Origin of the sequence: Mycolicibacter longobardus (genome assembly GCF_002102265.1) — a bacterium.
Classification (GTDB): domain Bacteria; phylum Actinomycetota; class Actinomycetes; order Mycobacteriales; family Mycobacteriaceae; genus Mycobacterium; species Mycobacterium longobardum.
Window position 1 is genome coordinate 109,565 of the sequence record NZ_LQPG01000028.1, and the last position, 21,506, is coordinate 131,070.

The following is a 21,506-nucleotide window of genomic DNA, read 5'->3' on the forward strand; positions in this document are numbered from 1 at the left end:
GCATCGTTGCTGTTGAGGGGCGCCGCGGGGTTGGGGACCACCGGTGAATGACACGCCGGGGCGGGCCGGCGAGGCTGTGCATGAAGCAGCGGGTGTGCATCGAACGCGGGTTTGGCGCGGGATGCTCGACAGGTTGTCCGCAGCGGTATCCACAGGGCCGGACCGTAACGGGTGATACGAGTGGGTCCAAAGTTTTTTGCAGGTTGCAGCGGTCCGGGACCGGAGAATCAGCGCTTGGCGCGTTGCCGGATTCGGGTGGTGAGTTCTTTGACCTGATCGAAGACCTCGCGGCGTTCGGCCATCTCCCCGCGGATCTTGCGCTCGGCATACATGACCGTGGTGTGGTCGCGGCCGAATGCCTGGCCGATCTTCGGCAGCGACAGGTCGGTGAGTTCGCGGCACAGATACATCGCGATCTGGCGGGACTGGGCCAGCGGACGGGTCTTGCCCGGTCCGCGCAGCTCCTCGACGGTGGTGTCGAAGTACTCGGCGATGACGGCCATGATGATCGCGGCACTGATCTGCATGGTGCTGGCGTCGGCGATCAGGTCACGCAGCACGATCTCGGCCAGCGACCGGTCGATCGGGGTCTTGTTCAACGAGGCGAACGCGGTGACGCGGATCAGCGCGCCTTCGAGTTCACGGATGTTGCGTTCGATGCTGGTGGCGATCAGCTCCAGCACGTCACCGGGCACATCCAGGCGTTCCATCTGCGCCTTCTTGCGCAGGATGGCGATTCGGGTTTCCAGATCGGGTGGCTGGACGTCGGTGATCAGGCCCCATTCGAAGCGGGTGCGTAGCCGATCTTCCAGCGTGGCAAGCTGTTTCGGCGGCCGGTCCGAGGTGATCACGATCTGCTTGTTGGCGTTGTGCAGGGTGTTGAAGGTATGGAAGAACTCCTCCTGGATACCTTCTTTGCCTTCGATGAACTGGATGTCGTCGACCAGCAGCACGTCGATGTCGCGGTAGCTGCGCTTGAAGGCGACCTTCCGGTCGTCGCGCAGTGAGTTGATGAAGTCGTTGGTGAACTCTTCGGTGGAGACGTACTTGACGCGCATCCCCGGGAACAGCCGCTGGGTGTAGTTGCCGGCCGCGTGCAGCAGGTGGGTCTTGCCCAGCCCGGACTCACCCCAGATGAACAACGGGTTGTAGGCGCGGGCCGGCGCTTCGGCGATGGCCAGGGCCGCGGCGTGAGCGAACCGGTTGGAGGTACCGATGACGAAGGTGTCGAAGGTGTAGCGCCGGTTGAGGCTGGCACCGTCGGCGGTCGCCGAATCATCACTGGGCCGCTCGGTGAAGTAGTTGGGCCAGTCGTACTCGACGTCGGGGGTGTCATCGTCTTCGTCTTCGGCGCGCACCTCCGGGACGCTGTCGGTGCCGGCGGAGGGTTGGTCGTCGACGGGTTGCGGAGCGATCCGCACGCCGAGTTCGATGTCGTGACCGAGGCGCCGGCTGAGCGCGTCGGTGATCTGGGTGCGCAGGTGCCGTTCGATCTCGTTCTGCACGAAGCTGCTCGGGACGGCCAGCAGCGCGAACCCCTCGACGATTGCCAACGGGTGGACCAGGTTGAGCCAGGCCTTCTGCTGGGGTGTCAGAGCGGGGGCGGAACCGTTGGATCCCGGGGCTTCGCCGTTGAGTTCGGCCACGACCTCGTCCCACAGGGTGAGGAACGCTGTTCCGGGGTCATCACTCAAAGCCCCATCCCCCTGGTTCGACATGTGGTGCACGGATGCCGTACCCGGACATGCTATCCACACAGTTATCCACAGGTGTGGATGAGGTGCGTATTCCCTGGTGAGGCCCTCTGGGCCGTTTGGTCGGCAACGGATACTCCAGACAGAGACGCTATATCTGAAGCGCCAGCCGCTTCGTCATCTTCGGTTCGTGGTGGAAAACCGCTCCGATACCGAAACGGCGCTGGCAAGCAAGTTAACAGGTTTCGGGCCGGACGACTACTCGTTTCAGACATATGAATCGTATGAAAACAAGTGTCATAAGAACGGTCGAGACGGGTGTGACCAGTGTGAATTATGGGCCGATTCGGGAGGGCCGGAGCGGTCGGCAGGGCGGTCTGTGGCGGCGGGGTTTGACCCGGCGAACCTGCATCAGTACCCTCGAACAGTCGCCCGAACGTCGGCGATACGGCAGCGACCGGCTTCTTGCCGGAGACCGCGCCGGTTACGAGCAAGACGCAGAAGTTCACCGAGCTTACCGAGTGCGTCGCGTGCGGCAGGCACAACGGGATTCCGGTGTGTACTGCCCAGACGCGGCGCAAGACGCAACGAGGAGAGTGTGCCGTGGCCAAGGGCAAGCGGACCTTCCAGCCCAACAACCGTCGTCGGGCCCGGGTGCACGGGTTCCGCCTGCGGATGCGGACCCGCGCCGGCCGTGCCATTGTCACCGGCCGGCGTCGCAAGGGCCGGCGCTCGCTGACTGCTTGAGCACGGGCAGCTCGGCGGTGCTCCCGGCTCAGTACCGGATGAGGCGGTCGGCGGATTTCGGTGCGACCGTAAAACAGGGCCGAAGGGCGGTACAGCCCGACGTCATCGTCTACAGCCGGCAGCCCGATCCGTCTGAATCGGTGGCCGACGCCGCAACGGTGGCGCCCCCGCGGGTGGGCCTCATCATCGCCAAGTCAGTAGGTTCGGCGGTGGACCGACACCGGGTGGCTCGTCGACTGCGCCATGTGGCGCGCGAGGCGCTGGGCGATCTGCAGCCCCGCGAGCAATTGGTGATCCGTGCACTTCCCGGCAGCAACGGCGCGTCCTCGGCGGCACTGCGAACCCAGCTGCATGCCGGGTTGCGGTCGATCCGACGCTCGGCGAGCGCGGTGCGCTGATGCACGGTCTTGCGGCGGCGCCGGTGCGGGGGCTGATCTTCGTCATCCAGCTCTACCGGAATCTGGTCTCCCCACTGCGGCTGCCCAGTTGCCGCTTCATGCCGACCTGCAGCCAGTACGCGGTGGACGCCTTGGGTGAGTACGGCCTGATTCGGGGCAGCTGGTTGGCGGCGGTGCGCCTGGCCAAGTGCGGACCGTGGCATGAAGGTGGATGGGATCCGATACCTGAACGGTCCCAGGGTGAAGCCGGGTGCGGCTGCCCGTCCGGAGTCGTCCCGGACAAGCAAGTCAAGCGAGCGGAGAGTGAATACCGTGTCCTTTGATCCGCGCAGCCTGGACTACGTGTACTACCCGGTTTCGGGCATTATGTGGTTGTGGTACAAGGCTTTTGGCCTTCTGCTGGGTCCGGCGAGCTTCTTCACCTGGGCGTTGTCGGTGATGTTCCTGGTGTTCACGCTGCGGGCCCTGCTGTACAAGCCGTTCGTCAAGCAGATCCGCACCACCCGGCAGATGCAGGAGCTGCAGCCGCAGATCAAGGCGCTGCAGAAGAAGTACGGCAAAGACCGTCAGCGCATGGCCTTGGAGATGCAGAAGCTGCAACGTGAACACGGCTTCAACCCGATCCTGGGCTGCCTGCCGATGCTGGCGCAGATCCCGGTCTTTCTGGGCCTGTTCCATGTCCTGCGCTCCTTCAACCGCACCAGCACCGGGATCGGTCAGCTGGGGCTGTCGCCGGAGCTGAACCGGCAACTGGGCAACTACTTCTTCAGCGCGGAGGACGTCGGCCACTTCCTGGACGCGAATCTGTTCGGTGCCCCGCTGGGCGCGACGATGATCCAGCGCACCGGCTTGGATGCCTTCGCGGAGTTCAACCGGGTGTCGGTCATCGCGGTCGGTGTGCCGATCATGATCGCCGCCGGTATCGCCACCTACTTCAACAGCCGGGCATCGGTGGCGCGGCAGAGCCCGGAAGCCGCGGCCAATCCGCAGACCGCCATGATGAACAAACTGGCGCTCTATGTGTTCCCGCTCGGCGTGGTGGTCGGTGGGCCGTTCCTGCCCCTGGCGATCATCTTGTACTGGTTCTCCAACAACATCTGGACGTTTGGGCAGCAGCACTACGTGTTCGGTCTGATCGCCAAGGAGGACGAGGAGAAGAAGGAGGAGGCGCTGCGGCGGCGGGCGGCCAATGCCCCGGCGCCCGGAGCCAAGCCCAAGCGGGCCGCCCGTACCGCGACGGCGGACGCGGGCGCCCAGGAAGCCGTAGAAGCCGAGGCGTCCGCATCGGAGCCCGAGGCGAGCACCGGTACCGCCACCAAGCCTGAGAGCACCAAGCAGAATCCGGGCCGCGCACCCGCCCGCGGGGGGCGCCCGGGAGCCGGCGCGAAGCCGAAGAAACGCAAGCGGTGACCGACCGCCACAAGCCAGCCGGCGCGTGAGCTGCCGGGCACGGAGGGAGACGACATGACCGATACAACCGACATGAACGGCGCAGAGACAACGGAGCGCGACGCCGTGGAGTCTGTGGGGGAGCCGGAGGACACCACCGGTAACGCCTCACCGCCGTCCGACTTGGAGGAGCGACTGGTCGCCGAGGGTGAGATCGCCGGCGACTATCTGGAGGAGTTGCTGGACCTGCTCGACTTCGACGGCGATATCGACTTGGACGTCGAGGGGCGCCGCGCCGTGGTGAGCATCGACGGGGGCGAGGACCTGACGAAGCTGGTCGGCCGCAAGGGTGAGGTGCTCGACGCCCTGCAGGAGCTGACGCGGCTGGCGGTGCATCAGAAGACGGGTGAACGGAGCCGGCTGATGCTGGACATCGCCGGCTGGCGCCGTCGCCGCCGCGACGATCTGACGGCGCTGGGCGACGAGGTGGCCCGCCGGGTGTTGGAGAGCGGGGCCGACGAGGAACTGGCTCCGATGAGCCCGTTCGAACGTAAGATCGTCCACGATGCGGTGGCCGCCGTTGCAGGCGTGCACAGTGAGAGTCAGGGCGTCGAGCCGTCACGCCGCGTGGTCGTTCGGCGGGACTGACGGAGCTCAGTCCGGAGAATTACAGCAACGTAATTTTCTGGCGCGACCCATTCCCGGCAAGCCGGAGGAATGTTTCACGTGAAACATGTCGAGGGAGCACCGGCGCCCGAGCCACCACCCGAGGCGGCTGAAGTATTCGGCGCACGACTTCCCATCGCTCGGCGCTACGCCCAACTGTTGGCCGGGCCCGGTGTGGAGCGAGGCCTGCTGGGTCCGCGGGAAGTCGACCGGCTCTGGGAACGACACCTGCTCAACTGCGCGGCGATCGGGGAGCTGTTCGAGCCGGGGGAGAAGGTCGCCGATATCGGCAGCGGCGCGGGCCTGCCGGGGATACCGTTAGCCATCGCGCGACCGGATCTGCGAATGACGCTTGTCGAGCCGCTGCTTCGGCGCAGCGAGTTCCTCCGCGAGGCAGTCGACGAACTGGGGCTCGGTGAAGTGGAAGTTGTACGGGGGCGTGCCGAGGACCGGGCCGTCCGCGATGAGGCCGGCGAGTTCGACGCCGTGGTCTCCCGGGCGGTTGCCAGCCTCGACAAGATCAGCCGGTGGAGCCTGCCGCTGTTGCGCAAGGGCGGGCGGATGCTGGCCATGAAGGGGGAGCGCGCGCAGGCCGAGGTCGACGAATACCGCCGTGTGATGATCGGACTAGGCGCGAACGAGGTAAGGGTGGTGAGATGTGGCGTGAACTATTTAACCCCGCCCGCGACCGTGGTGATGGCACTGCGGGGGGAGCCCAAGGCGGCACGCGCGCGCCGGCGGCCACCGGGAAGCCCGGCGAGACGGCCCAGCAGGAGGCCAACATGAGCAGACCAGTCGGCCCGGCCGCTACGCCCCCGCCGGCGGCCGCACAGGCGGAGCGCCCACCCGGCGTGGTTTCACGTGAAACGTCGACCGCCCCGGTTTCACGTGAAACATCGGTGGAGTTCGACACTCCGATCGGCGCCGCCGCTGAGCGTGCGATGCAGGTGCTGCACACCCACAACCGGCTGCCCCGGCCGAAGCGCCGCCGAGTGTTCACGGTGGCCAATCAGAAGGGCGGCGTCGGCAAGACCACCACGGCCGTCAATCTCGCCGCCGCGCTCGCGGTGCAGGGGATCAAGACTCTGGTGATCGATCTGGACCCGCAGGGCAACGCCAGCACCGCCCTGGGCATCGCCGATCGCCAATCCGGCACCCCGTCGTCGTACGAGGTGCTGATCGGCGAGATACCGGTGGCGGCCGCGCTGCAGCAGAGTCCGCACAGCGAGCGCCTGTTCTGCATCCCGGCCACCATCGACCTGGCGGGCGCCGAGATCGAGTTGGTGAGCATGGTCGCGCGGGAGAACCGGTTGCGGACCGCGCTGGCCGAGCTGGACAGCTTCGACTTCGACTACGTCTTCATCGATTGCCCGCCGTCGCTCGGTCTGCTGACCGTGAACGCGTTGGTCGCGGCGCCGGAGGTGTTGATCCCGATCCAGTGCGAGTACTACGCGCTGGAGGGCGTGTCCCAGCTGATGCGCAACATCGAGATGGTCAAGGCCCACCTGAACCCCCGGCTGGAGGTGACGACCGTGCTGCTGACGATGTACGACGGTCGGACCAAGCTCGCCGACCAAGTCGCCGATGAGGTGCGGCGGTACTTCGGCGACCGGGTGCTCCGCACGGTGATTCCGCGCAGCGTCAAGGTCTCGGAAGCGCCGGGCTACAGCATGACGATCATCGAGTACGACCCCGGTTCGCGCGGCGCGATGAGCTACCTGGACGCCAGCCGCGAGCTCGTCGAGCGGGACTTGGCCGGCGGCCAGCAGAGGCGGCAACAATGACCGCCGGCGAACGAGGTACGCGGGGAGCGCACCGGCGTGATGAGGAGGAGCGGCGCAGATGACCGGACCGTCGCGTAAGAAGGGCGGCCTGGGCCGCGGCCTGGCTTCGCTCATCCCGACCGGACCCGGCGACGGGACGGCGGCCTCGCCAGATGGCGGCGCGGGCCTCGGGCCGCGAATGGGCGACGCCGCAGCCGACGTGGTGCTCGGGAGTCGGGGGAACCTGACAGGTACCTCCCCGGCGGATGTGGGCGCGGTGTACCGCGAGATCAGCCCGGCCGACATCGAGCCGAACCCGCGCCAGCCCCGCCAGGTTTTCGATGACGAAGCACTGGCCGAGCTGGTGCATTCGATCCGGGAATTCGGGCTGATGCAACCGATCGTCGTTCGGGCCACCCCCGGCGCCGCGCCGGGTGCTCCGCGCTACCAGTTGGTCATGGGGGAGCGACGTTGGCGCGCATCTCAGCAGGCCGGCCTGGAGACCATCCCGGCGATCGTGCGGGAGACCGAAGACGACAACCTACTGCGCGACGCGCTGCTCGAGAACATCCACCGGGTGCAGCTGAACCCGTTGGAAGAGGCGGCGGCCTACCAACAGTTGTTGGACGAGTTCGGCGTGACACACGATGAGCTGGCCACCCGCCTCGGGCGATCGCGACCCCTGGTGACCAACATGATCCGGTTGCTGCGGTTGCCCATCGCGGTGCAGCGCCGCGTCGCCGCCGGGGTCTTGTCGGCGGGCCACGCCCGGGCGCTGCTGGCGTTGGAGGGCGGGTCCGAGGCGCAGGAGGAGCTGGCGGCACGGATCGTCGCCGAGGGGCTGTCGGTGCGAGCCACCGAGGAAGCGGTCACGCTGGCCAACCGGGAAGGCACCCCGGAGCACCACCCCGCACCCCGGCGCAAACCGATCCAGATGCCCGGTCTGCAGGACGTCGCGGAGCGGTTGTCGACCACCTTCGACACCCGGGTGACGGTCAGTGTGGGCAAGCGCAAGGGCAAGATTGTGGTGGAATTCGGGTCCGTGGACGATCTGCAGCGCATTGTCGCGATGATGGACTCGCGAACCACTTGACGCCGCTGTTGACCCAGGTCCAGGGCCCCACGGCCGTTACGTCACTGTGACGGTATGGCGCCCCTATTCCGGCAGGCGATGTGAATTATGTTGATCGACAACAACTTTCGTGTTTTCAGGGGTCGCGACCGCCGACCGGCGCCGATGGTGGCATCCGGTGGCTCGACCCTCCTATTCTTAAAGGGCTGTCGTCGGTGGCAGCACGGGTTGAGGCCGGGAGTCCAGTGTCTGTCCGAATCGCACCACTGAAGCTCGAGGGGTTCGAGCAGCTTCCCAAGCACGCGCGTCGCTGTGTCTTCTGGGAGGTGGACCCGGCCACCCTCGGCTGCGACGAGCACCTCTCCGATCCCGAGTTCGAAAAGGAAGCCTGGCTGTCGATGGTGATGCTGGAGTGGGGGTCCTGCGGCCAGGTCGCCACGCCGTCGGCACCCACTCGCGGAGTCGGGGACCCGCTCTGCCTGGGCTACGTGCTCTACGCGCCGCCGCGAGCCGTGCCGCGGGCGCACCGGTTCCCGACGGGACCGGTCTCGGCCGACGCGGTGCTGCTGACGTCGATAGGCGTCGACCCGGCTCCGATGGCCGATGGGCTCCCGCGCGAGCTGATCTCTCGGGTGGTCGATGAGTTGATGCGCCGCGGGGTCCGGGCACTGGAGGCGTTCGGCAGGACGCCGGCGGTGGCCGAGCTGCTGGACGCGGGGACCGTCCCGCCCGATGTCGCACCGGTGCTCGAAGCACTCGGCGACTGTACGGTCGAGCACTGCGTCATCGAGGCGGAGTTCTTGACCGACGTCGGGTTCACCGTGGTGGCACCGCACCGGTACTTCCCGCGGCTGCGGCTGGAGCTGGACAAGGGCCTGGGCTGGAAGGCGGAGGTGGAGGCGGCGCTGGAGCGGCTGCTGGAAAGCTCGCGGCTGGAGCAGCCGATCGGGGCGGGCGCCCCGGCGGCATCGGCGTAGGCGGGGGTGGTCAGGGACCGCCGAGCTGGCCGGTCCGCTCGACCGACAGCTCGTGGGCCAGCAATTCGGCGAAGGTGAAGGTGCCGGTCGGCCGGTCGTTCTTGCCGAGCAGGTACAACCGCTTGACCGCGGCGAGGATTCCTTCGGCGATGGCGTCGCGCATCGCGGGGGAGGCCAGCATGCCGCGATCACGCGGACTGGTGATGTAACCGACGTCGACCTCGACGGTGGGCATCCGGGTCAGGCGCAACAGGTCCCAGGTCCGGCCGTGTGCTCGACAGTCCTGTAATCCGGTGCGGGCCACTATTTCTCGCTGAATGAAGTCGGCGAGATTGCGACCGATGGTGGACACCGAGCCATGCGAATTGCCGAAGTGGAAAGACGCCACCCCGTTGGCCGCCGGACTGACGTGGGTAGCGCAGCGCAGGCTGATCATCAAGTCGGCACCAACCGCGTTCGCGGTGGCGGCACGCTCGGCGTCGGACGGGCTGCGGCCGTTGGGGCGGGACAGGAAGGTGTCCATCCCGATCGCGGTCATCCGGCCTTCCAGGCGACTTGCCAAGTCCCACAAGATGTCTGCTTCGCTGATCGGGCCCGACGGTGTCTGGGTGATCAGCCCGTTGTCGCGGCCGCCGCGGCCCGGGTCGATGACGATCCGCTTGCCGGACAACCGCGGCCCGGAGCGCCGCACCAGCTCCTCCTCGCGGATCGCGTGGGGTGAGCCGCCGCTGACCCGAGATGCCAGGAAGTTCAAGGAGCGCAATGTTTCCGGGCCGCAGATGCCGTCGGCGTACAGGCCGTACTCGCGCTGGTAGGACATCAAGGCGTTGTGGGTCTGAATACCGAAGTAGCCGTCGACCATTCCGGTGTAGAAACCCAGGTCCTGCAGGCGGGCCTGCAAGGTGGCCACGTCGTCGCCGTACATCGGCGCCCCGAACTGATGGTTGAGAATGCGGGCACCCAGCCGGTAGGACGCCTCTTTGAGTGCCCGGTAGGTGGCCTCGCCGATGATCCCGTCGACGAGCAGTCCGCGCTGCTGCTGGAAGGCACGTACCGCCTGGTCCAGCTCGTCGTCGAAGACGTCCAACGCGACGTGTTTACCGGTGGTCAGATCCGCGTCGGGGCTGTTCACCAGGCCCAGCGCGGCCAGCGACGCCCGGATCTCCACCACGGCGCCATTGCGGTCACCACGACGCAGCCCCTGCTCGGCGCCGCGATGCCGACCCGACATTACTGAGTCCTCCGGTTATCGCTGTTGGCGGTGGAACCGTAGCTGGCGGTTGCCAGCAGATTAGCCAGCATTGTCTCAGATGCTGGGCGATTTGCGGAAAACGGCGAGGCCGGAACGGGACGTCTCCGCGAAGCCCGATCAGGGCCCGTTTGGTGGCCCGTCTGTGGCCTACGTGACGTCGGACAGCTCTCTCAGCAGGGCGGCCTTGCCCTTCGCGCCGACGATCCGCTTCACCGGCTGACCGTCCTTGAACAGGATCAGCGTGGGAATCGAGACCACGTTGAAGTCCCGCGCGGTATCCGGATTGGCATCCACGTCAAGCTTGGCGACGGTGAGCTGGTCGCCCTGCTCGGCGGCGATCTCCTCAAGCACCGGGGCCACCATCTTGCAGGGGCCGCACCAGGTCGCCCAGAAGTCCACGAGCACCGGCTTGCTGCTGGCCAATACGTCGGCGGCAAAGGTGGCGTCGGACACGGTCACCGTGCCGTGGTTGTCAGTCACTGTGGTGCTCCCATCAAGGTTTCGGTACCGGAGTCGTGCGGTTCGGCGGCGTCAGCCGATTCTGCCAGCCAGCGTTCGGCGTCGATGGCGGCCGCACAGCCGGTCCCGGCCGCGGTGATCGCCTGCCGGTAGGTGCGGTCCACCAGGTCGCCGGCGGCGAACACGCCCTCCAACGAGGTGCGCGAGCTCGGCTGCTCGACAACCACGTAGCCCTCCGGATCCAGCTGGACCGCCCCGCGCACCAGCGCCGAGCGAGGGTCGTGGCCGATCGCGACGAACACCCCGGTCACCGGCAGGGTGGTCTCTTCGCCGGTCTCGGTGTCGCGTACCCGCAGCCCGGTCACGGTGGCCTCACCCTCGACCGCCACCGGGACGGTGTTGGTGAGGAAGCGGATCTTGTCGTTCTCGCGGGCGCGGTTGAGCATGATCTTCGACGCGCGGAACTCCTCGCGGCGGTGGATCAGGGTGACGCTGCGGGCGAACCGAGTCAGGAAGGTGGCCTCCTCCATCGCGGAGTCACCGCCGCCGATCACGGCGATGTCCTGATCGCGGAAGAAGAATCCGTCGCAGGTGGCACAGGAGCTCACCCCCCGGCCGAGCAGTTCCTGCTCACCGGGGATGTTGAGGTAGCGGGCGGCGGCGCCCATGGCCAAGATGACCGCCCGCGCCCGGTGGGTCTCGCCGTCGGCGGTGACGACGGACTTGACCGGCCCGTCCAGGTCGACCGATTCGACGTCCTCCATGCGCAGGTCGGCGCCGAAGCGCAGCGCCTGTTCACGCATCTCGTCCATCAGCTCCGGCCCCATGATGCCGTTGCGGAAGCCCGGGAAGTTCTCCACCTCGGTGGTGGTCATCAGCGCGCCGCCGAAAGCGGTTCCCTCGAACACCAGCGGGGCCAGCTGTGCTCGGGCGGCGTAGATCGCGGCGGTGTACCCGGCCGGGCCGGAACCGATGACGATCACATCGTGGATGGTCGGTGTCTCAGGGATCGAGGACATCGAGGGCCTCTTCTTCTCGGGTCCGCTGGGGATCTGGTTACAGGGGCTACCAACGTCAGCGTAGGCGGCGGTGTTCCCCGACCGGTTGGCAGCGCCGCTACGGACGCCGGACGGTGGTGTCCGCCAGCAGTCCGGTGTCCGCGGAACTGCAGTTGGGAGCCACCGCCAGGGCGACGACCGTGCCGGTGGCGGTGCCGGGTAACACCAGCACGACGCCGGGATGGCCGTTGACCTCCACCTCGCGTGCGCCCAGCACGCGAGTCGAGGCCGGATAGCCCAGGCCGGCCAGGCAGCCGGTCCGGCGACCCGCATCGGCCAGCGGGCCGTACTCGGGGCGGCGGTCCAGCAGCTCGAGGATCTCCGTTTCGGACAACGGCAGCACCGCGGTCGGCTCGGAGGCCACCGTTATGGCATCCAGGGAGCGGGGACTGCTGGAGGTGTCACCCGGCAACCGGATCAACGCCACCGTGCCGAGCCCGATCGCGATCAGGGCAGCCGCACCCCCGGCGTAGGCGCCGATGCGGTTGAGCCGGGGCAGGGGACGGCTCGAATGTGCCGGTGGTCCAGCGGGGGCCCGAGTCTCGTGATCACCGGTATCCATTGGCATGCCGCCGCTTCCGCTCGGTTGCGTGCCGCTACGCGCAGTCGTCGACCCGACCGGCAATGGCACCCTCAGGGCCCAAGGTTAACCGGGTGGCGGTCGGCCGGACCGCGGTGGCGGCCACGGTGTGGCACCGGCCGAGAAGAACCGCCAGCCGGGCGCGACCGCGGGCGCAGCGGCTCTTGACGGTGCCCGGTGCCACGCCGAGCATGCCGGCGGCGTCAGCGACCGAGTACCCCTCGATGTCGACGGCGACCACCGCGGCACGCTGGCCGGCCGGTAGCCGCCGCAGTGCCGCGCGCACCTCCAGCGCGGTCTCCACCTCGGCGGTGCGATCGCCGACGAGGGCGTGGTCGCCGAGCGGTTCAGTACGGTGAATCCGATTGCGGCGCAGCCGATCCAGGCAGGCATTGACCACGATCCGATGCAGCCAGCTGCCGACGGCGGCGTTGTGCCGAAACGATCCGGCGCCCCGGTGCGCAGAGAGCATGGCGTCCTGCAGGGCGTCTTCGGCGTCTTCCGGGCAACCGGTGGTGAGCCGGGCCAGTCGGCGCAGCCGGCGGTGGTGGCGGCTGTAGAGCTCGCCGAAGGCATGGCGGTCACCGGCCACATGTGCGGCCAGCAGTTCTGCGTCGCTGCGGTCCGGGTGCTCCATGGGCCGGACAGTAATCAGCCGGCGGCCCGGCGGCACTTCACCTCAGCGGCCCTGTGCACAGGCCGGCTGCGATCGCTGGGGCCACAACGGCGACCCGCGCTTGCGATCCGCCTAGGAGGCACCCTGCACGGTGATCTCGGAGATCTGGGTGCGGCTCTCGCCGCCGGTGCTGCCCATCGTGGAGATCCACACCAGCAGGTTCGACGTCGGCTCCGAGGAGTCCGCAATGATCTTGTTGGTACCGGGCTGCAGCGCCTTGGCGGGGGCCAGCAGCGTGGTGTCCTCGAGCCGCGCGGGCTTCGGGGTGGGGGAGGAGCGCAGCTCCACCCGGGTTCCGGTGCTGGACACGTTGAGCGAGACGTTGCTGATCACCGTGGGTTTGGGCAGCTGCAGTATCAGCCCGACGCCGTTCTTGAAATTCGGGAAGGGCACCGGATCGGAGTAGGTGTCCGTCGACCAGAAGGTCGCCGGATTTCCGTCGATGGCCAAACCGGCGTCCTGCGGCCGGTCGGCTTCACCGCCGGGGGAGAACACTGTCGCCTGTACCGGCTTCACGACGCCGCTGGGGCCGGTGGCGCCGGGCAGCGCCGACGCCGACGGACTGCTCAGACCCAGCTCGGTCTTGTCCAACCCGTTGACGTCACCGAAGATCCGGTTGAGCACCGAGGCCAACACCAGCAGCGCGATCAGGATGACGGCCCCGCCGATACCGGCTCCGATCAGCATCCTCCGGCGCCGCTCCGCCAGCGTCTCGGGGTCCGGCTGCGGTTTGGGACGCGGCGCGGGCGGCTCGTCGGCGACGGGTCCGAGCAGGTCGGTCTGCTCGTGCACGGCGGTGGCCTGTTGCAGCAGGTTCGACAGCGTTGAGGCGCCGCGGATACCACCGTCGGGCTGGATCGCGTGGCTGGCGGCCGCGGAGATCTGGAACGGGATCTCGGGATTGATCGCGTCGGGTTTGATCGGGTTGCCGTTTGCGTCCCGGTCCGCCGGTGCGAGCCCGCCGTTGACCCCGATATCGGCCAGCGGCCACCGGTTGACCAGCAGCGCGTACAAGGTGGCGCCGATCCCGCGGATGTCGTCTTCGGGCTTGGTGTCGGGCAGGGTCGCTGGGAAGGCCAGGGTGACATCGCCGTCGATGCTGACCCGGACTCGGGCCGGATGGTCGATCGAGAGCGCCACGCCGCTGTGGTGGGCTTTCTCGGCGGCGGCGGCCAGCGACCGGATCGCCCGGGCCGCGCCGATCGGCGACGGTGCTGTGCCGGCGACCTCCTGCAACGAGGCGCCGCGCACCCACTCGGAGACGACGAGCCCGCCCGAGCCGATGCGCACCACGTCGAGCACCCGGGCGATACCGGGTAGGTCGATCTGGCTGAGCCGCTGGGTGCGCGACAGGATGCCGGTGAGCTGTTCCTCGGGCATGGTCTGATCCGGGTCGACGAACGTCAGCGCCACCTGCCGGTCCAGCGCGGTGTCCAGTGCCTGCCAGAACTGCAGCACCCGGGTGCCGCCGTGGCGCACCAGCAGCCGGTAACGGCCGCCGGCGATGCTCAGGCCCGGTGTCAGCTGGCTGTCGTCGACCACCGGCTCGGAGCCGGCCGAGCCGCCGGCGGGCCGCTTGGTCTGCGGCTGAGCAACGGTCCGCGACGCGGCCCGAGCGCCGGCGCCCTCCGAGGGAATGTTGGCCACCTCCGCGCCTTTCGGTGTCCAGCCACCGGCGATGTGCTCCGGAGGCATGTGCCGGGCGGGACCGTTCGTCACGTCCCCGCCCGGTGTGGGCAAACGGTTGTGCTCAGCGTACGGGACACTCGCATCGGGGGAAGGCGGGTTGGTCACGCCGGTCTGGGGCCCGCGCGCACCGATCCGGCGGCGCACCGCGGTCAGGGCTGCCGTGGCTTCGGGCACCTGTGCGCGCAGCATCACCACCGCGATGATCGGCAGCATCACCAGTGTCAGCGCCAGCAGGCGCAGCATCGATCCGGCCGCGCCGTGATCGGTCAGGCCGCGCAGGCCCAGCGTCCGGTCGAGCATTTCGGCGACCAGCCCGGCCAGCAGCGAAGCCGTCAGCGTGACCAGGACGGTGCGCACCACCTCCGGGCCCAGGAGGTGACCGCTGACCGGACGCAACGAGCGTCGCAGCAGCAGGTGCCCGACGACCGCCCCGGCGAGGAAGCCCAGCCCGTTGGCCAGGCCCAGGTAGGCGGCCACCAGATCCGGCGTTTCGGTCAGGTGCGGGGCGATCACCGAGGCGGCGATCTTCACCGCGGTGATCACCACGATGATCGCGATCGGAATCCACGGTTGCTCCCGGGCGTAGAAAACCCGGAGTTGCAGCAGCACCATGGCGTACGGGATCAGCGTGAACGCCGACATGGCGACCGCGGCACCCAGGTAGCCGGCGTCGACATTGCCGAAGTTGCCGTAGGCGAACAGCGCACTGCCGATCGCCGGGCCGCCCACCGTCATCAGCGCCACGATCGGAATCAGCGTGATCATCATCAAACGGGTGGCCAGCGACAGGTCGGCGAGCACCGCGGGGTCGTCACCGGCGGCCGCGTTACGGCTCAGCCGCGGCATCACCACCGTCAGCACCGTCACCCCGATCATGCCGAACGGGAGCTGCAGCAACAGCCAGGTGTAGTAATAGATCGCCGGGCCGGATGCGGCCGATGTGCTGGCGATCTGGTTGGTCACCACCAGGCCGATCTGGCTGATCAGCACGTAGAGCACCATCGCGGCGGCCATCGTGCCGAATCGCTTGAGCCGGTCGTCGATTCCCCACAGCGGACGAAGGCTGATCCGCTCCCGCCGTATCGCCACCAGCAGCACCGCGGTCTGGGCCACGACCCCGGCGGTGGTGCCCAGGCCAAGCACCAGCAGCTTGGCGTTGCCCATCCGCACCGGGTCGACGGACAATTCACCCGGCATCAGCAGGTAGGCCACCAGCGTGGCGATCGCGACCACGTTGTTGACCACCGGGGCCCAGGCCGGCGCCCCGAAGATGTTGCGGGTGTTCAGGATCGCCATGAACACCGAGGACAGTCCGTAGCAGATCACCTGGGGAAGGAGCAGGTAGGCGAACGCAGTTGTCAGGGGCTGATTCACCTGCGGGTCGCCGCCCAGCATCAACCTCACCAGCAACGGCGCCGCCGCCACCGAGATCACCGTGGTGGCCAGCAGCAGCGCCGTGGCCAGCGTAACCAGGCGCCGCACGAACGCGGCCCCGCCGTCGGGGTCGTCGCGTTCGGCGCGGGCCAGCACCGGCACGAAGATCGCGGTGAACGTCGCCTCCAACACCAGCGCCGCGATCTGGTTGGGCAGCTGGTTGGCCACGGAGAACGCGCTGGACAGCGCCGCCCCCAGAATGGCCGCCAGCAACACCACGCGAACAAACCCGGTGATCCGGCTGACCAGGGTGGCCAGCGCCATCCCCCACGAGCGGGACACCACCGCGGCGTCGGTCAGCTCGGGGCGCGCGGGCTGCGGGGCCGGCGTGCTCACCGGGGCCGGTCCAAGTCGGCGCGGTCGGGCTGGCCGCGGAAACGGTGCCAGAGCCGACGTCCGGTCAGCGCGGTGAGCACCGCCGCAGCGGTCATGGTGATCAGGAACAGCACCATGCCGTAGGCATTGGAGTGCACCGACAACCGCGCGGGCTCGCCCAGCGGCAGCCCGTCGGGGGTCTGCAGCGCCGCATCGACGACGAAGTGCTGGTTGACCCGCACCTCCACCGGAACGCGCAGCGGCAGGTAGCCCGGCGGCAACTCCAACTCGCCGACATCGGTCACCGTCATGCCGGGCGGGGCGTCGACGTGCAGCCGTACTCGGATGGGCACCGCCAGATCATTGCGCAGCGCCAGCGGCAGCGGGCTGTGCTCGGTGGCCAGCGTGTACGAGTCGGCCGGATTGACGATGGTGACCGCACCGATCAGATCCGCGACGGTGCCGCCGATGATCGCCATCCGCTGCGCCGCCAGGCCATTGCGCACATCGAGGGGCTCGGACTGGGTCAGGGCCCGCAGCATGCCTTCGGCGATCGGCGCCGTGTACGCCTCACCGGTCAGCCCGGTCCGGACGTCGGTGGTCAGCGCCGAGGTCAACGCCCAGAGCCTGCCGATGTCGTTCGCCACCGCATCGGTGACGTCCGGGCCGAAGCCGCCGACCGGCTGCACCGCCGGCAGCGGATGTGCGGGCGCGGTGGTGACGTCCCGGGACTCGGCGATCACCGTGGTCAGCGGCCGGGGCACCGCCAGCCCGGAACGCAGTGCGGTGGCCAATGTGGTCAGCACGGCCTGGGCATCGTCAGCCCGGGGCTTCCAGTACGCCGGCGGCATCAGAATCTCGTCGCGGGGCTCGCCCGGACTCTCCGGGGACTCCAGCCCCCGCCACAGCATCGAGCCGAGAGCGTCCTGGCGACGAGCCAGCGCGGAGTCGTGGTGCAACCGGACGGCCAGGGACCCGTCCAGATAGCTGGGTGCCACCGGATCGGTGCCCATCGCGGCCAGGGCCGCGCCGACGGCGGGGTCGTACGGGGCGGTCACCAGTTCGGGGGACAGCCGCCGGGGGGTGACGTCGGCGGTGGCGGAGGCCCCGGTGATCGAGTCCTGGGCCGAACAGTCGCCGGCGGTGATCACCACCGCTGGCCCCTCCGAGCCCTGTGCGCCGATCAGGTCCGCGGCGCCCGCCGTGAGCCGGCCGTCGCCGAGCGGGACCGCACCGCGGATCGAGGTCACCTGCAGGATCCGGTCGACGATGTCGGCGGGCTTGCTGACCGCGGTCTCGGCGAGCCGGGGATCACCCACCCGGGCCAGTGCGTCGAGGTCGGCCTGGGCGTAGGGGATTGCGGTGACACAGCTGCGGTGGGCGAGCCGACGCAGCCGTTCCAGCCAGAGCGCGGCCGCCGCCTGGCCGGTGCCCGGATGGGAGCTGGCGCCCTCGGGGGAGTCGGCGACGACGTAACCGCCGGTCATCGCGTTGACCGTGACCAGTAGGTCGGGGTCGATCGCCAGGCACAGCGACTTGTTGACCACTCCGCTGCCGTCGACGGTCGGGCTGGTGGCGAATTCCGCAGCGGACAGCAGCGCGTCCAGCCGGCCGCCCGGGGCCAGTGAAGTCGCCAGGTCGTCGTCGGTGAGCCGCACCGGCAGCGTGCCGCCGGGTGCGCCGGGTGTCAGCCGGGGCCGGTCGGCCAGCGGCCACAGCATGGTGAGCCGCACCGGTGCAGAGATGTCGGGAGCGACGGCGCCCGCGGACGGTTCGGATCCGGCGTCGGTTCGGGGCAGCCCGGTCACCGGGAGCAGGAAGCGGGCGTCGTCGAGGCGGGTCGGCTCGCCGTAGTCGGGCGTGCCGTTGACGTTGACCAGCACCGGGTAGATGCCGGGACGGTCGACGTTGAGCGCCGGCTGGTTCGAAGCACGCAGCGGGGCGGACAGCGTGAAGCGGACTTCCTGGCCGCGTTGCAGCTCGTCGGCCACCGTGCTGAACGCACCCACCGGGCGGTACTGGTCGTTGGTGCCGCTGAGGTTGGTGCGCAGGCCGGCCGATGAGGCGACGGCGCCGGCCTGTTCGAGGCGCACCATCACATCCCGGACCGGCCGGTCGCCGACATTGCTCACCGTGCCGGCGACGGTGACGACCGGGGCGCTGGAGGTGGTGACGACCTCCGGGGTGACGCGGTCGATGCGGATCTGGACGAACGGCGCCGTGTCGGGTTCGCCGGCCGTGGCGTGCGGAGCGGCGGCGGCGAGCGCCGTGCCGAGGATCATCAGGAGGGCGGCCAGTACCGCCGGAAAGGCGTTGAGGGGCCCTGACAAGGTAGGCAAGGTACCCACGCCGCTTGGTCGCGTGCGGATCACGGGTCCAGCCCGCGACCGTTCTTCCGGTCCGGCGAGGACTCGCCTGCGCGGGTGCGGCGAGCGCGCGAATGCGTCTGCGGTCGCCGCCAGGGCGCGGTCACCGGCAGCGGCGGCAGGGCGGCCGGGCCGTCGGACTGCAACCGGTCGATCAACTCGTCGGCGACCAGGGCGAGGCGGCGCTCGTCGGCGTAGGCCAACCGCGACGGCAGTTCCCGGATCGGCACCCAGGCCACTTCGGTGACCTCCACGTCGTCGTCGCACAGCTCTCCACTGGAGAACCGCATCAGGTAATGGTGCACGGTCTTGTGCACCCGGCGGCCGTCGGTGACGAACCAGTAGTCGATGCTGCCCAGGACGGCCAGCACGTCGCCCTGGACGCCGGTTTCCTCGGCGACCTCGCGGATCGCGGTCTGTTCGGCGGTCTCGCCGACCTCGATGTGACCCTTGGGCAGTGACCACAACATTCTGCCCCGCCGGTCGACGCGGCCGATCAGGGCCGCGACCTGCTCCTCCCGCGGCCCGTCGATGCCGTCGACGACCAGGCCGCCGGCGGACGTCTCATGCACGGTGCGAAGGCGGTCCGGTCCGTGTCGCGCGCTGCGGGGCCGGCTCTGCGCCGATCGGCCGGTAGGCGTGGCCGCACCGGGGTTGTTGTCGGCGGCCGGCGATTCGGCGTGGCTGGCCTTCGGACCTGAGGTGCGTCGACCGCGGCGCCGCCTGCGGCGCCGTCCCGAGTTGGCTTCTCCGCCGTCGGCCGACACCCATGTGATAGTAGCTGGCACGCTCGGGCCAACCTGCCTGCCTCGCCGGACCACCCGCTTCGCCCGGCTTCGCCGTCCTGGCGATCGCCGCTAAGCTCATCGAACGTGCCCGAAGCCCACCAGGACGCCGACCTGCTGACAGCGGCGGCGGTCGTGCTGAACCGGCACGCCGAGTTGTTGCGCAGCCTCGGCTCGATGTTCGTCGAATCCGGCCACCAGCTGTATCTGGTCGGCGGATCGGTGCGCGACGCCCTGCTGGGCCGGCCGGGCCCGGATCTGGATTTCACCACCGACGCCAGGCCGGAGCAGGTGCAGAGCATTCTGCGGGGACGGGCCGAGGCGATGTGGGACACCGGCATCGAGTTCGGCACCGTCGGCGCCGCCCTGGGTGGGCAGCGTCTCGAGATCACCACCTTCCGGGCCGACCAGTACGACCGGGTGTCCCGCAATCCCGAAGTGCGGTTCGGTGATTCGCTTGAGCAGGATCTGGTGCGCCGCGATTTCACCGCCAACGCGATGGCGGTCCGGATCACCCCGGACGGTCCGGGGGAGTTCCTCGACCCACTCGGTGGCCTGGCCGCATTGCGGGATCGCGTGTTGGACACGCCGACGGCACCGCAGGACTCCTTCGGCGACGACCCGCTGCGGATGTTGCGCGCCGCACGGTTCGTCGCCCAGCTCGGTTTCACGGTGGCGCCGCGGGTGCGCGCCGCGATCGAGGACATGGCGCCCGAGCTGGCTCGCATCACCGCCGAGCGGGTGGCCGCCGAGCTGGACAAGCTGGTGTTGGGCGCCGACCCGGCCGCCGGACTGGACCTGATGGTGGCCAGCGGGATGGGCGATGTGGTGCTGCCCGAGGTCGGCGGCATGCGCATGGCGATCGACGAGCACCACCAGCACAAGGACGTTTACCAGCATTCGCTGACCGTGCTGCGGCAGGCGATCGACCTGGAGGATGACGGCCCGGACCTGGTGCTGCGGTGGGCGGCGCTGCTGCACGACATCGGCAAGCCGGCCACCCGCCGCCACGAACCCGACGGCGGGGTCAGTTTTCACCACCACGAGGTGGTGGGCGCGAAGATGGTCCGCAAGCGGATGCGTGCGCTGCGCTACTCCAAGCAGATGATCGACGACGTCTCCCAGCTGGTCTACCTGCATCTGCGGTTCCACGGATACGGCGACGGCAGGTGGACCGACTCGGCGGTGCGCCGCTACGTCACCGACGCCGGACCATTGTTGGGCCGGCTGCACAAGCTGGTCCGCGCGGACTGCACCACCCGCAACAAGCGGCGCGCGGCGCGCCTGCAGGCCAGCTACGACGAGCTCGAGGCACGGATCGCCGTGCTGGCCGCCCAGGAAGACCTGCAGCGGGTGCGGCCGGATCTGGACGGCAACGAGATCATGGAGCTGCTGGGCATCCCCGCGGGCCCGCAGGTGGGCCGGGCGTGGAGCTATCTCAAGGAGCTTCGCCTGGAGCGGGGGCCGCTGTCGCGCGAGGAGGCCACCGCCGAACTGCTGGCGTGGTGGCAGACGCAGGGGAACCGATAGCAACGCCGTTCCGTCTGATGAGGGTATGGACTACTGCCTGGGCGACGGTGACGGTGCGGCGACGATGTGGAGCGGGCCTGCGGACCTCGATCTCGACGGGGACGGGCTGGCCGATGCGATCAGCCTCGATTTCGACGGTGATGGGCTGCGCGACGACGCGCTGGTGGATCTCGACGGTGACGGGGTGGCCGATCACCTGATGCTGGACCTCGACGACGACGGCTACCCGGAGGCCGACTTCACCGACGACGGCTCCGGCACCTGGGGGCATGGTCTCGCCGCCGGCGCCGCGGACCGATCGGGCGGGCTGCGCTGGTTGGGGCTCGACGGCGCCGAGCACACCGGCGGCCCGATGGTGGATTTCGACGGCGACGGACGCATCGATGACCGGCTGCTCGACTTCGACGGCGACGGCCGGGCCGATCGGGTGCTGATCGGCCATGACTCAGACGGCACCGTCGGCTACGGCGCGGCCTACGTCGACACCGACGGCGACGGGCGGTGGGACGTCAAGCTCACCGATGCCGACGGCGACGGCGCCGCCGACGGGGCCATGATCTTGTGAGGCCCCGACTGCGATTCAGCAGACCGCAGATGGCGGCTATGTTAATGTTGAATCCGATTGGCGCGTCGATAGCGCGGCACGGTCGGGAGCC

20 protein-coding genes are annotated in these 21,506 nt (G+C 69.0%); 11 read left to right on the top strand and 9 right to left on the bottom strand.

Features of this window, described 5'->3' with window-relative positions:
- Positions 1-227: 227 nt before the first annotated feature.
- Entirely contained in the window at positions 228-1,694 is a 1,467-nt protein-coding gene (dnaA, locus tag AWC16_RS15695; protein ID WP_085265663.1) for a chromosomal replication initiator protein DnaA, read from the bottom strand.
- A gap of 603 nt (positions 1,695-2,297) precedes the next feature.
- On the opposite strand from dnaA, the gene rpmH reads away from it, so the two are divergent.
- From rpmH to AWC16_RS15740, 9 genes are all read left to right on the top strand, one after another.
- Positions 2,298-2,441 carry a 50S ribosomal protein L34 gene (gene rpmH, locus AWC16_RS15700; protein WP_005142265.1) on the top strand — a complete coding sequence of 48 codons (144 nt, stop codon included), beginning with the start codon at positions 2,298-2,300 and terminating at the stop codon, positions 2,439-2,441.
- Positions 2,442-2,458: 17 nt separating this feature from the next.
- Entirely contained in the window at positions 2,459-2,839 is a 381-nt protein-coding gene (rnpA, locus tag AWC16_RS15705) for a ribonuclease P protein component (protein ID WP_085265664.1), read from the top strand.
- Positions 2,839-3,162: a membrane protein insertion efficiency factor YidD gene (gene yidD / locus AWC16_RS15710; RefSeq protein ID WP_085265665.1), complete on the top strand. Its 324-nt coding sequence runs from the start codon at positions 2,839-2,841 to the stop codon at positions 3,160-3,162. The genes rnpA and yidD overlap by 1 nt, the downstream gene beginning before the upstream one ends.
- Positions 3,163-3,205: 43 nt before the next feature.
- Positions 3,206-4,249 carry a membrane protein insertase YidC gene (gene yidC, locus AWC16_RS15715; RefSeq protein WP_234812299.1) on the top strand — a complete coding sequence of 348 codons (1,044 nt, stop codon included), beginning with the start codon at positions 3,206-3,208 and terminating at the stop codon, positions 4,247-4,249.
- Positions 4,250-4,321: 72 nt separating this feature from the next.
- Positions 4,322-4,876: a Jag family protein gene (locus tag AWC16_RS15720; protein WP_207572337.1), complete on the top strand. Its 555-nt coding sequence runs from the start codon at positions 4,322-4,324 to the stop codon at positions 4,874-4,876.
- 69 nt (positions 4,877-4,945) lie between these two features.
- Positions 4,946-5,680, top strand: coding sequence for a 16S rRNA (guanine(527)-N(7))-methyltransferase RsmG (gene rsmG / locus AWC16_RS15725; protein WP_085265668.1), 735 nt, complete (start codon positions 4,946-4,948; stop codon positions 5,678-5,680).
- On the top strand, positions 5,677-6,678 hold the full coding sequence (locus tag AWC16_RS15730) for a ParA family protein (RefSeq protein ID WP_085265669.1): 1,002 nt from the start codon (positions 5,677-5,679) through the stop codon (positions 6,676-6,678). Before rsmG ends, AWC16_RS15730 begins: the two co-directional genes overlap by 4 nt.
- Positions 6,679-6,736: 58 nt before the next feature.
- Positions 6,737-7,750 (top strand): ParB/RepB/Spo0J family partition protein, encoded by a 1,014-nt coding sequence (locus AWC16_RS15735; RefSeq protein WP_085265670.1) that lies wholly within the window; start codon positions 6,737-6,739, stop codon positions 7,748-7,750.
- Between the two features lie 224 nt (positions 7,751-7,974).
- Complete coding sequence (locus AWC16_RS15740; RefSeq protein ID WP_085265671.1) at positions 7,975-8,706, top strand: acetyltransferase; 732 nt, start codon at positions 7,975-7,977, stop codon at positions 8,704-8,706.
- Between the two features lie 10 nt (positions 8,707-8,716).
- Here the strand turns inward: AWC16_RS15740 and AWC16_RS15745 are convergent, their stop codons facing one another.
- The 8 genes from AWC16_RS15745 to AWC16_RS15780 all read right to left on the bottom strand — a co-directional run bounded on the left by AWC16_RS15745 (position 8,717) and on the right by AWC16_RS15780 (position 19,302).
- Positions 8,717-9,937, bottom strand: coding sequence for an N-acetylmuramoyl-L-alanine amidase (locus tag AWC16_RS15745; protein ID WP_085265672.1), 1,221 nt, complete (start codon positions 9,935-9,937; stop codon positions 8,717-8,719).
- Between the two features lie 168 nt (positions 9,938-10,105).
- Entirely contained in the window at positions 10,106-10,438 is a 333-nt protein-coding gene (trxA, locus tag AWC16_RS15750; protein ID WP_085265673.1) for a thioredoxin, read from the bottom strand.
- Entirely contained in the window at positions 10,435-11,436 is a 1,002-nt protein-coding gene (gene trxB, locus AWC16_RS15755) for a thioredoxin-disulfide reductase (RefSeq protein ID WP_085265674.1), read from the bottom strand. Before trxB ends, trxA begins: the two co-directional genes overlap by 4 nt.
- 97 nt (positions 11,437-11,533) lie before the next feature.
- Positions 11,534-12,037 carry a hypothetical protein gene (locus tag AWC16_RS15760; protein WP_207572332.1) on the bottom strand — a complete coding sequence of 168 codons (504 nt, stop codon included), beginning with the start codon at positions 12,035-12,037 and terminating at the stop codon, positions 11,534-11,536.
- Between the two features lie 34 nt (positions 12,038-12,071).
- On the bottom strand, positions 12,072-12,692 hold the full coding sequence (sigM, locus tag AWC16_RS15765) for an RNA polymerase sigma factor SigM (RefSeq protein WP_085265675.1): 621 nt from the start codon (positions 12,690-12,692) through the stop codon (positions 12,072-12,074).
- A gap of 111 nt (positions 12,693-12,803) precedes the next feature.
- Positions 12,804-16,190, bottom strand: coding sequence for a murein biosynthesis integral membrane protein MurJ (gene murJ / locus AWC16_RS15770; RefSeq protein WP_234812297.1), 3,387 nt, complete (start codon positions 16,188-16,190; stop codon positions 12,804-12,806).
- Entirely contained in the window at positions 16,187-18,508 is a 2,322-nt protein-coding gene (locus AWC16_RS15775; protein WP_420094305.1) for a DUF6049 family protein, read from the bottom strand. The genes murJ and AWC16_RS15775 overlap by 4 nt, the downstream gene beginning before the upstream one ends.
- A gap of 29 nt (positions 18,509-18,537) precedes the next feature.
- Positions 18,538-19,302 (bottom strand): NUDIX hydrolase, encoded by a 765-nt coding sequence (locus tag AWC16_RS15780; protein ID WP_207572333.1) that lies wholly within the window; start codon positions 19,300-19,302, stop codon positions 18,538-18,540.
- Between the two features lie 105 nt (positions 19,303-19,407).
- Here AWC16_RS15780 and AWC16_RS15785 point away from each other — a divergent pair, with 105 nt between their 5' ends.
- Together AWC16_RS15785 and AWC16_RS15790 are read left to right on the top strand one after the other, a co-directional pair.
- Positions 19,408-20,850 carry a CCA tRNA nucleotidyltransferase gene (locus AWC16_RS15785; protein WP_085265678.1) on the top strand — a complete coding sequence of 481 codons (1,443 nt, stop codon included), beginning with the start codon at positions 19,408-19,410 and terminating at the stop codon, positions 20,848-20,850.
- A 25-nt stretch (positions 20,851-20,875) separates the two neighbouring features.
- A complete protein-coding gene (locus tag AWC16_RS15790; RefSeq protein WP_085265679.1) occupies positions 20,876-21,415 on the top strand; it encodes a pullulanase in 540 nt (179 codons plus the stop codon).
- Positions 21,416-21,506 lie beyond the last annotated feature (91 nt).

Excerpts from the sequence above, each read along its gene's own strand:
- sigM (WP_085265675.1), bottom strand. The coding sequence starts at position 12,692 with ATGGAGCACCCGGACCGCAGCGACGCAGAACTGCTGGCCGCACATGTG.
- AWC16_RS15745 (WP_085265672.1), bottom strand. The coding sequence starts at position 9,937 with ATGTCGGGTCGGCATCGCGGCGCCGAGCAGGGGCTGCGTCGTGGTGAC.
- yidD (WP_085265665.1), top strand. The coding sequence starts at position 2,839 with ATGCACGGTCTTGCGGCGGCGCCGGTGCGGGGGCTGATCTTCGTCATC.
- trxB (WP_085265674.1), bottom strand. The coding sequence starts at position 11,436 with ATGTCCTCGATCCCTGAGACACCGACCATCCACGATGTGATCGTCATC.
- rsmG (WP_085265668.1), top strand. The coding sequence starts at position 4,946 with ATGTTTCACGTGAAACATGTCGAGGGAGCACCGGCGCCCGAGCCACCA.
- yidC (WP_234812299.1), top strand. The coding sequence starts at position 3,206 with ATGTGGTTGTGGTACAAGGCTTTTGGCCTTCTGCTGGGTCCGGCGAGC.
- AWC16_RS15735 (WP_085265670.1), top strand. The coding sequence starts at position 6,737 with ATGACCGGACCGTCGCGTAAGAAGGGCGGCCTGGGCCGCGGCCTGGCT.
- AWC16_RS15720 (WP_207572337.1), top strand. The coding sequence starts at position 4,322 with ATGAACGGCGCAGAGACAACGGAGCGCGACGCCGTGGAGTCTGTGGGG.
- AWC16_RS15790 (WP_085265679.1), top strand. The coding sequence starts at position 20,876 with ATGGACTACTGCCTGGGCGACGGTGACGGTGCGGCGACGATGTGGAGC.
- AWC16_RS15760 (WP_207572332.1), bottom strand. The coding sequence starts at position 12,037 with ATGGATACCGGTGATCACGAGACTCGGGCCCCCGCTGGACCACCGGCA.
- AWC16_RS15730 (WP_085265669.1), top strand. The coding sequence starts at position 5,677 with ATGAGCAGACCAGTCGGCCCGGCCGCTACGCCCCCGCCGGCGGCCGCA.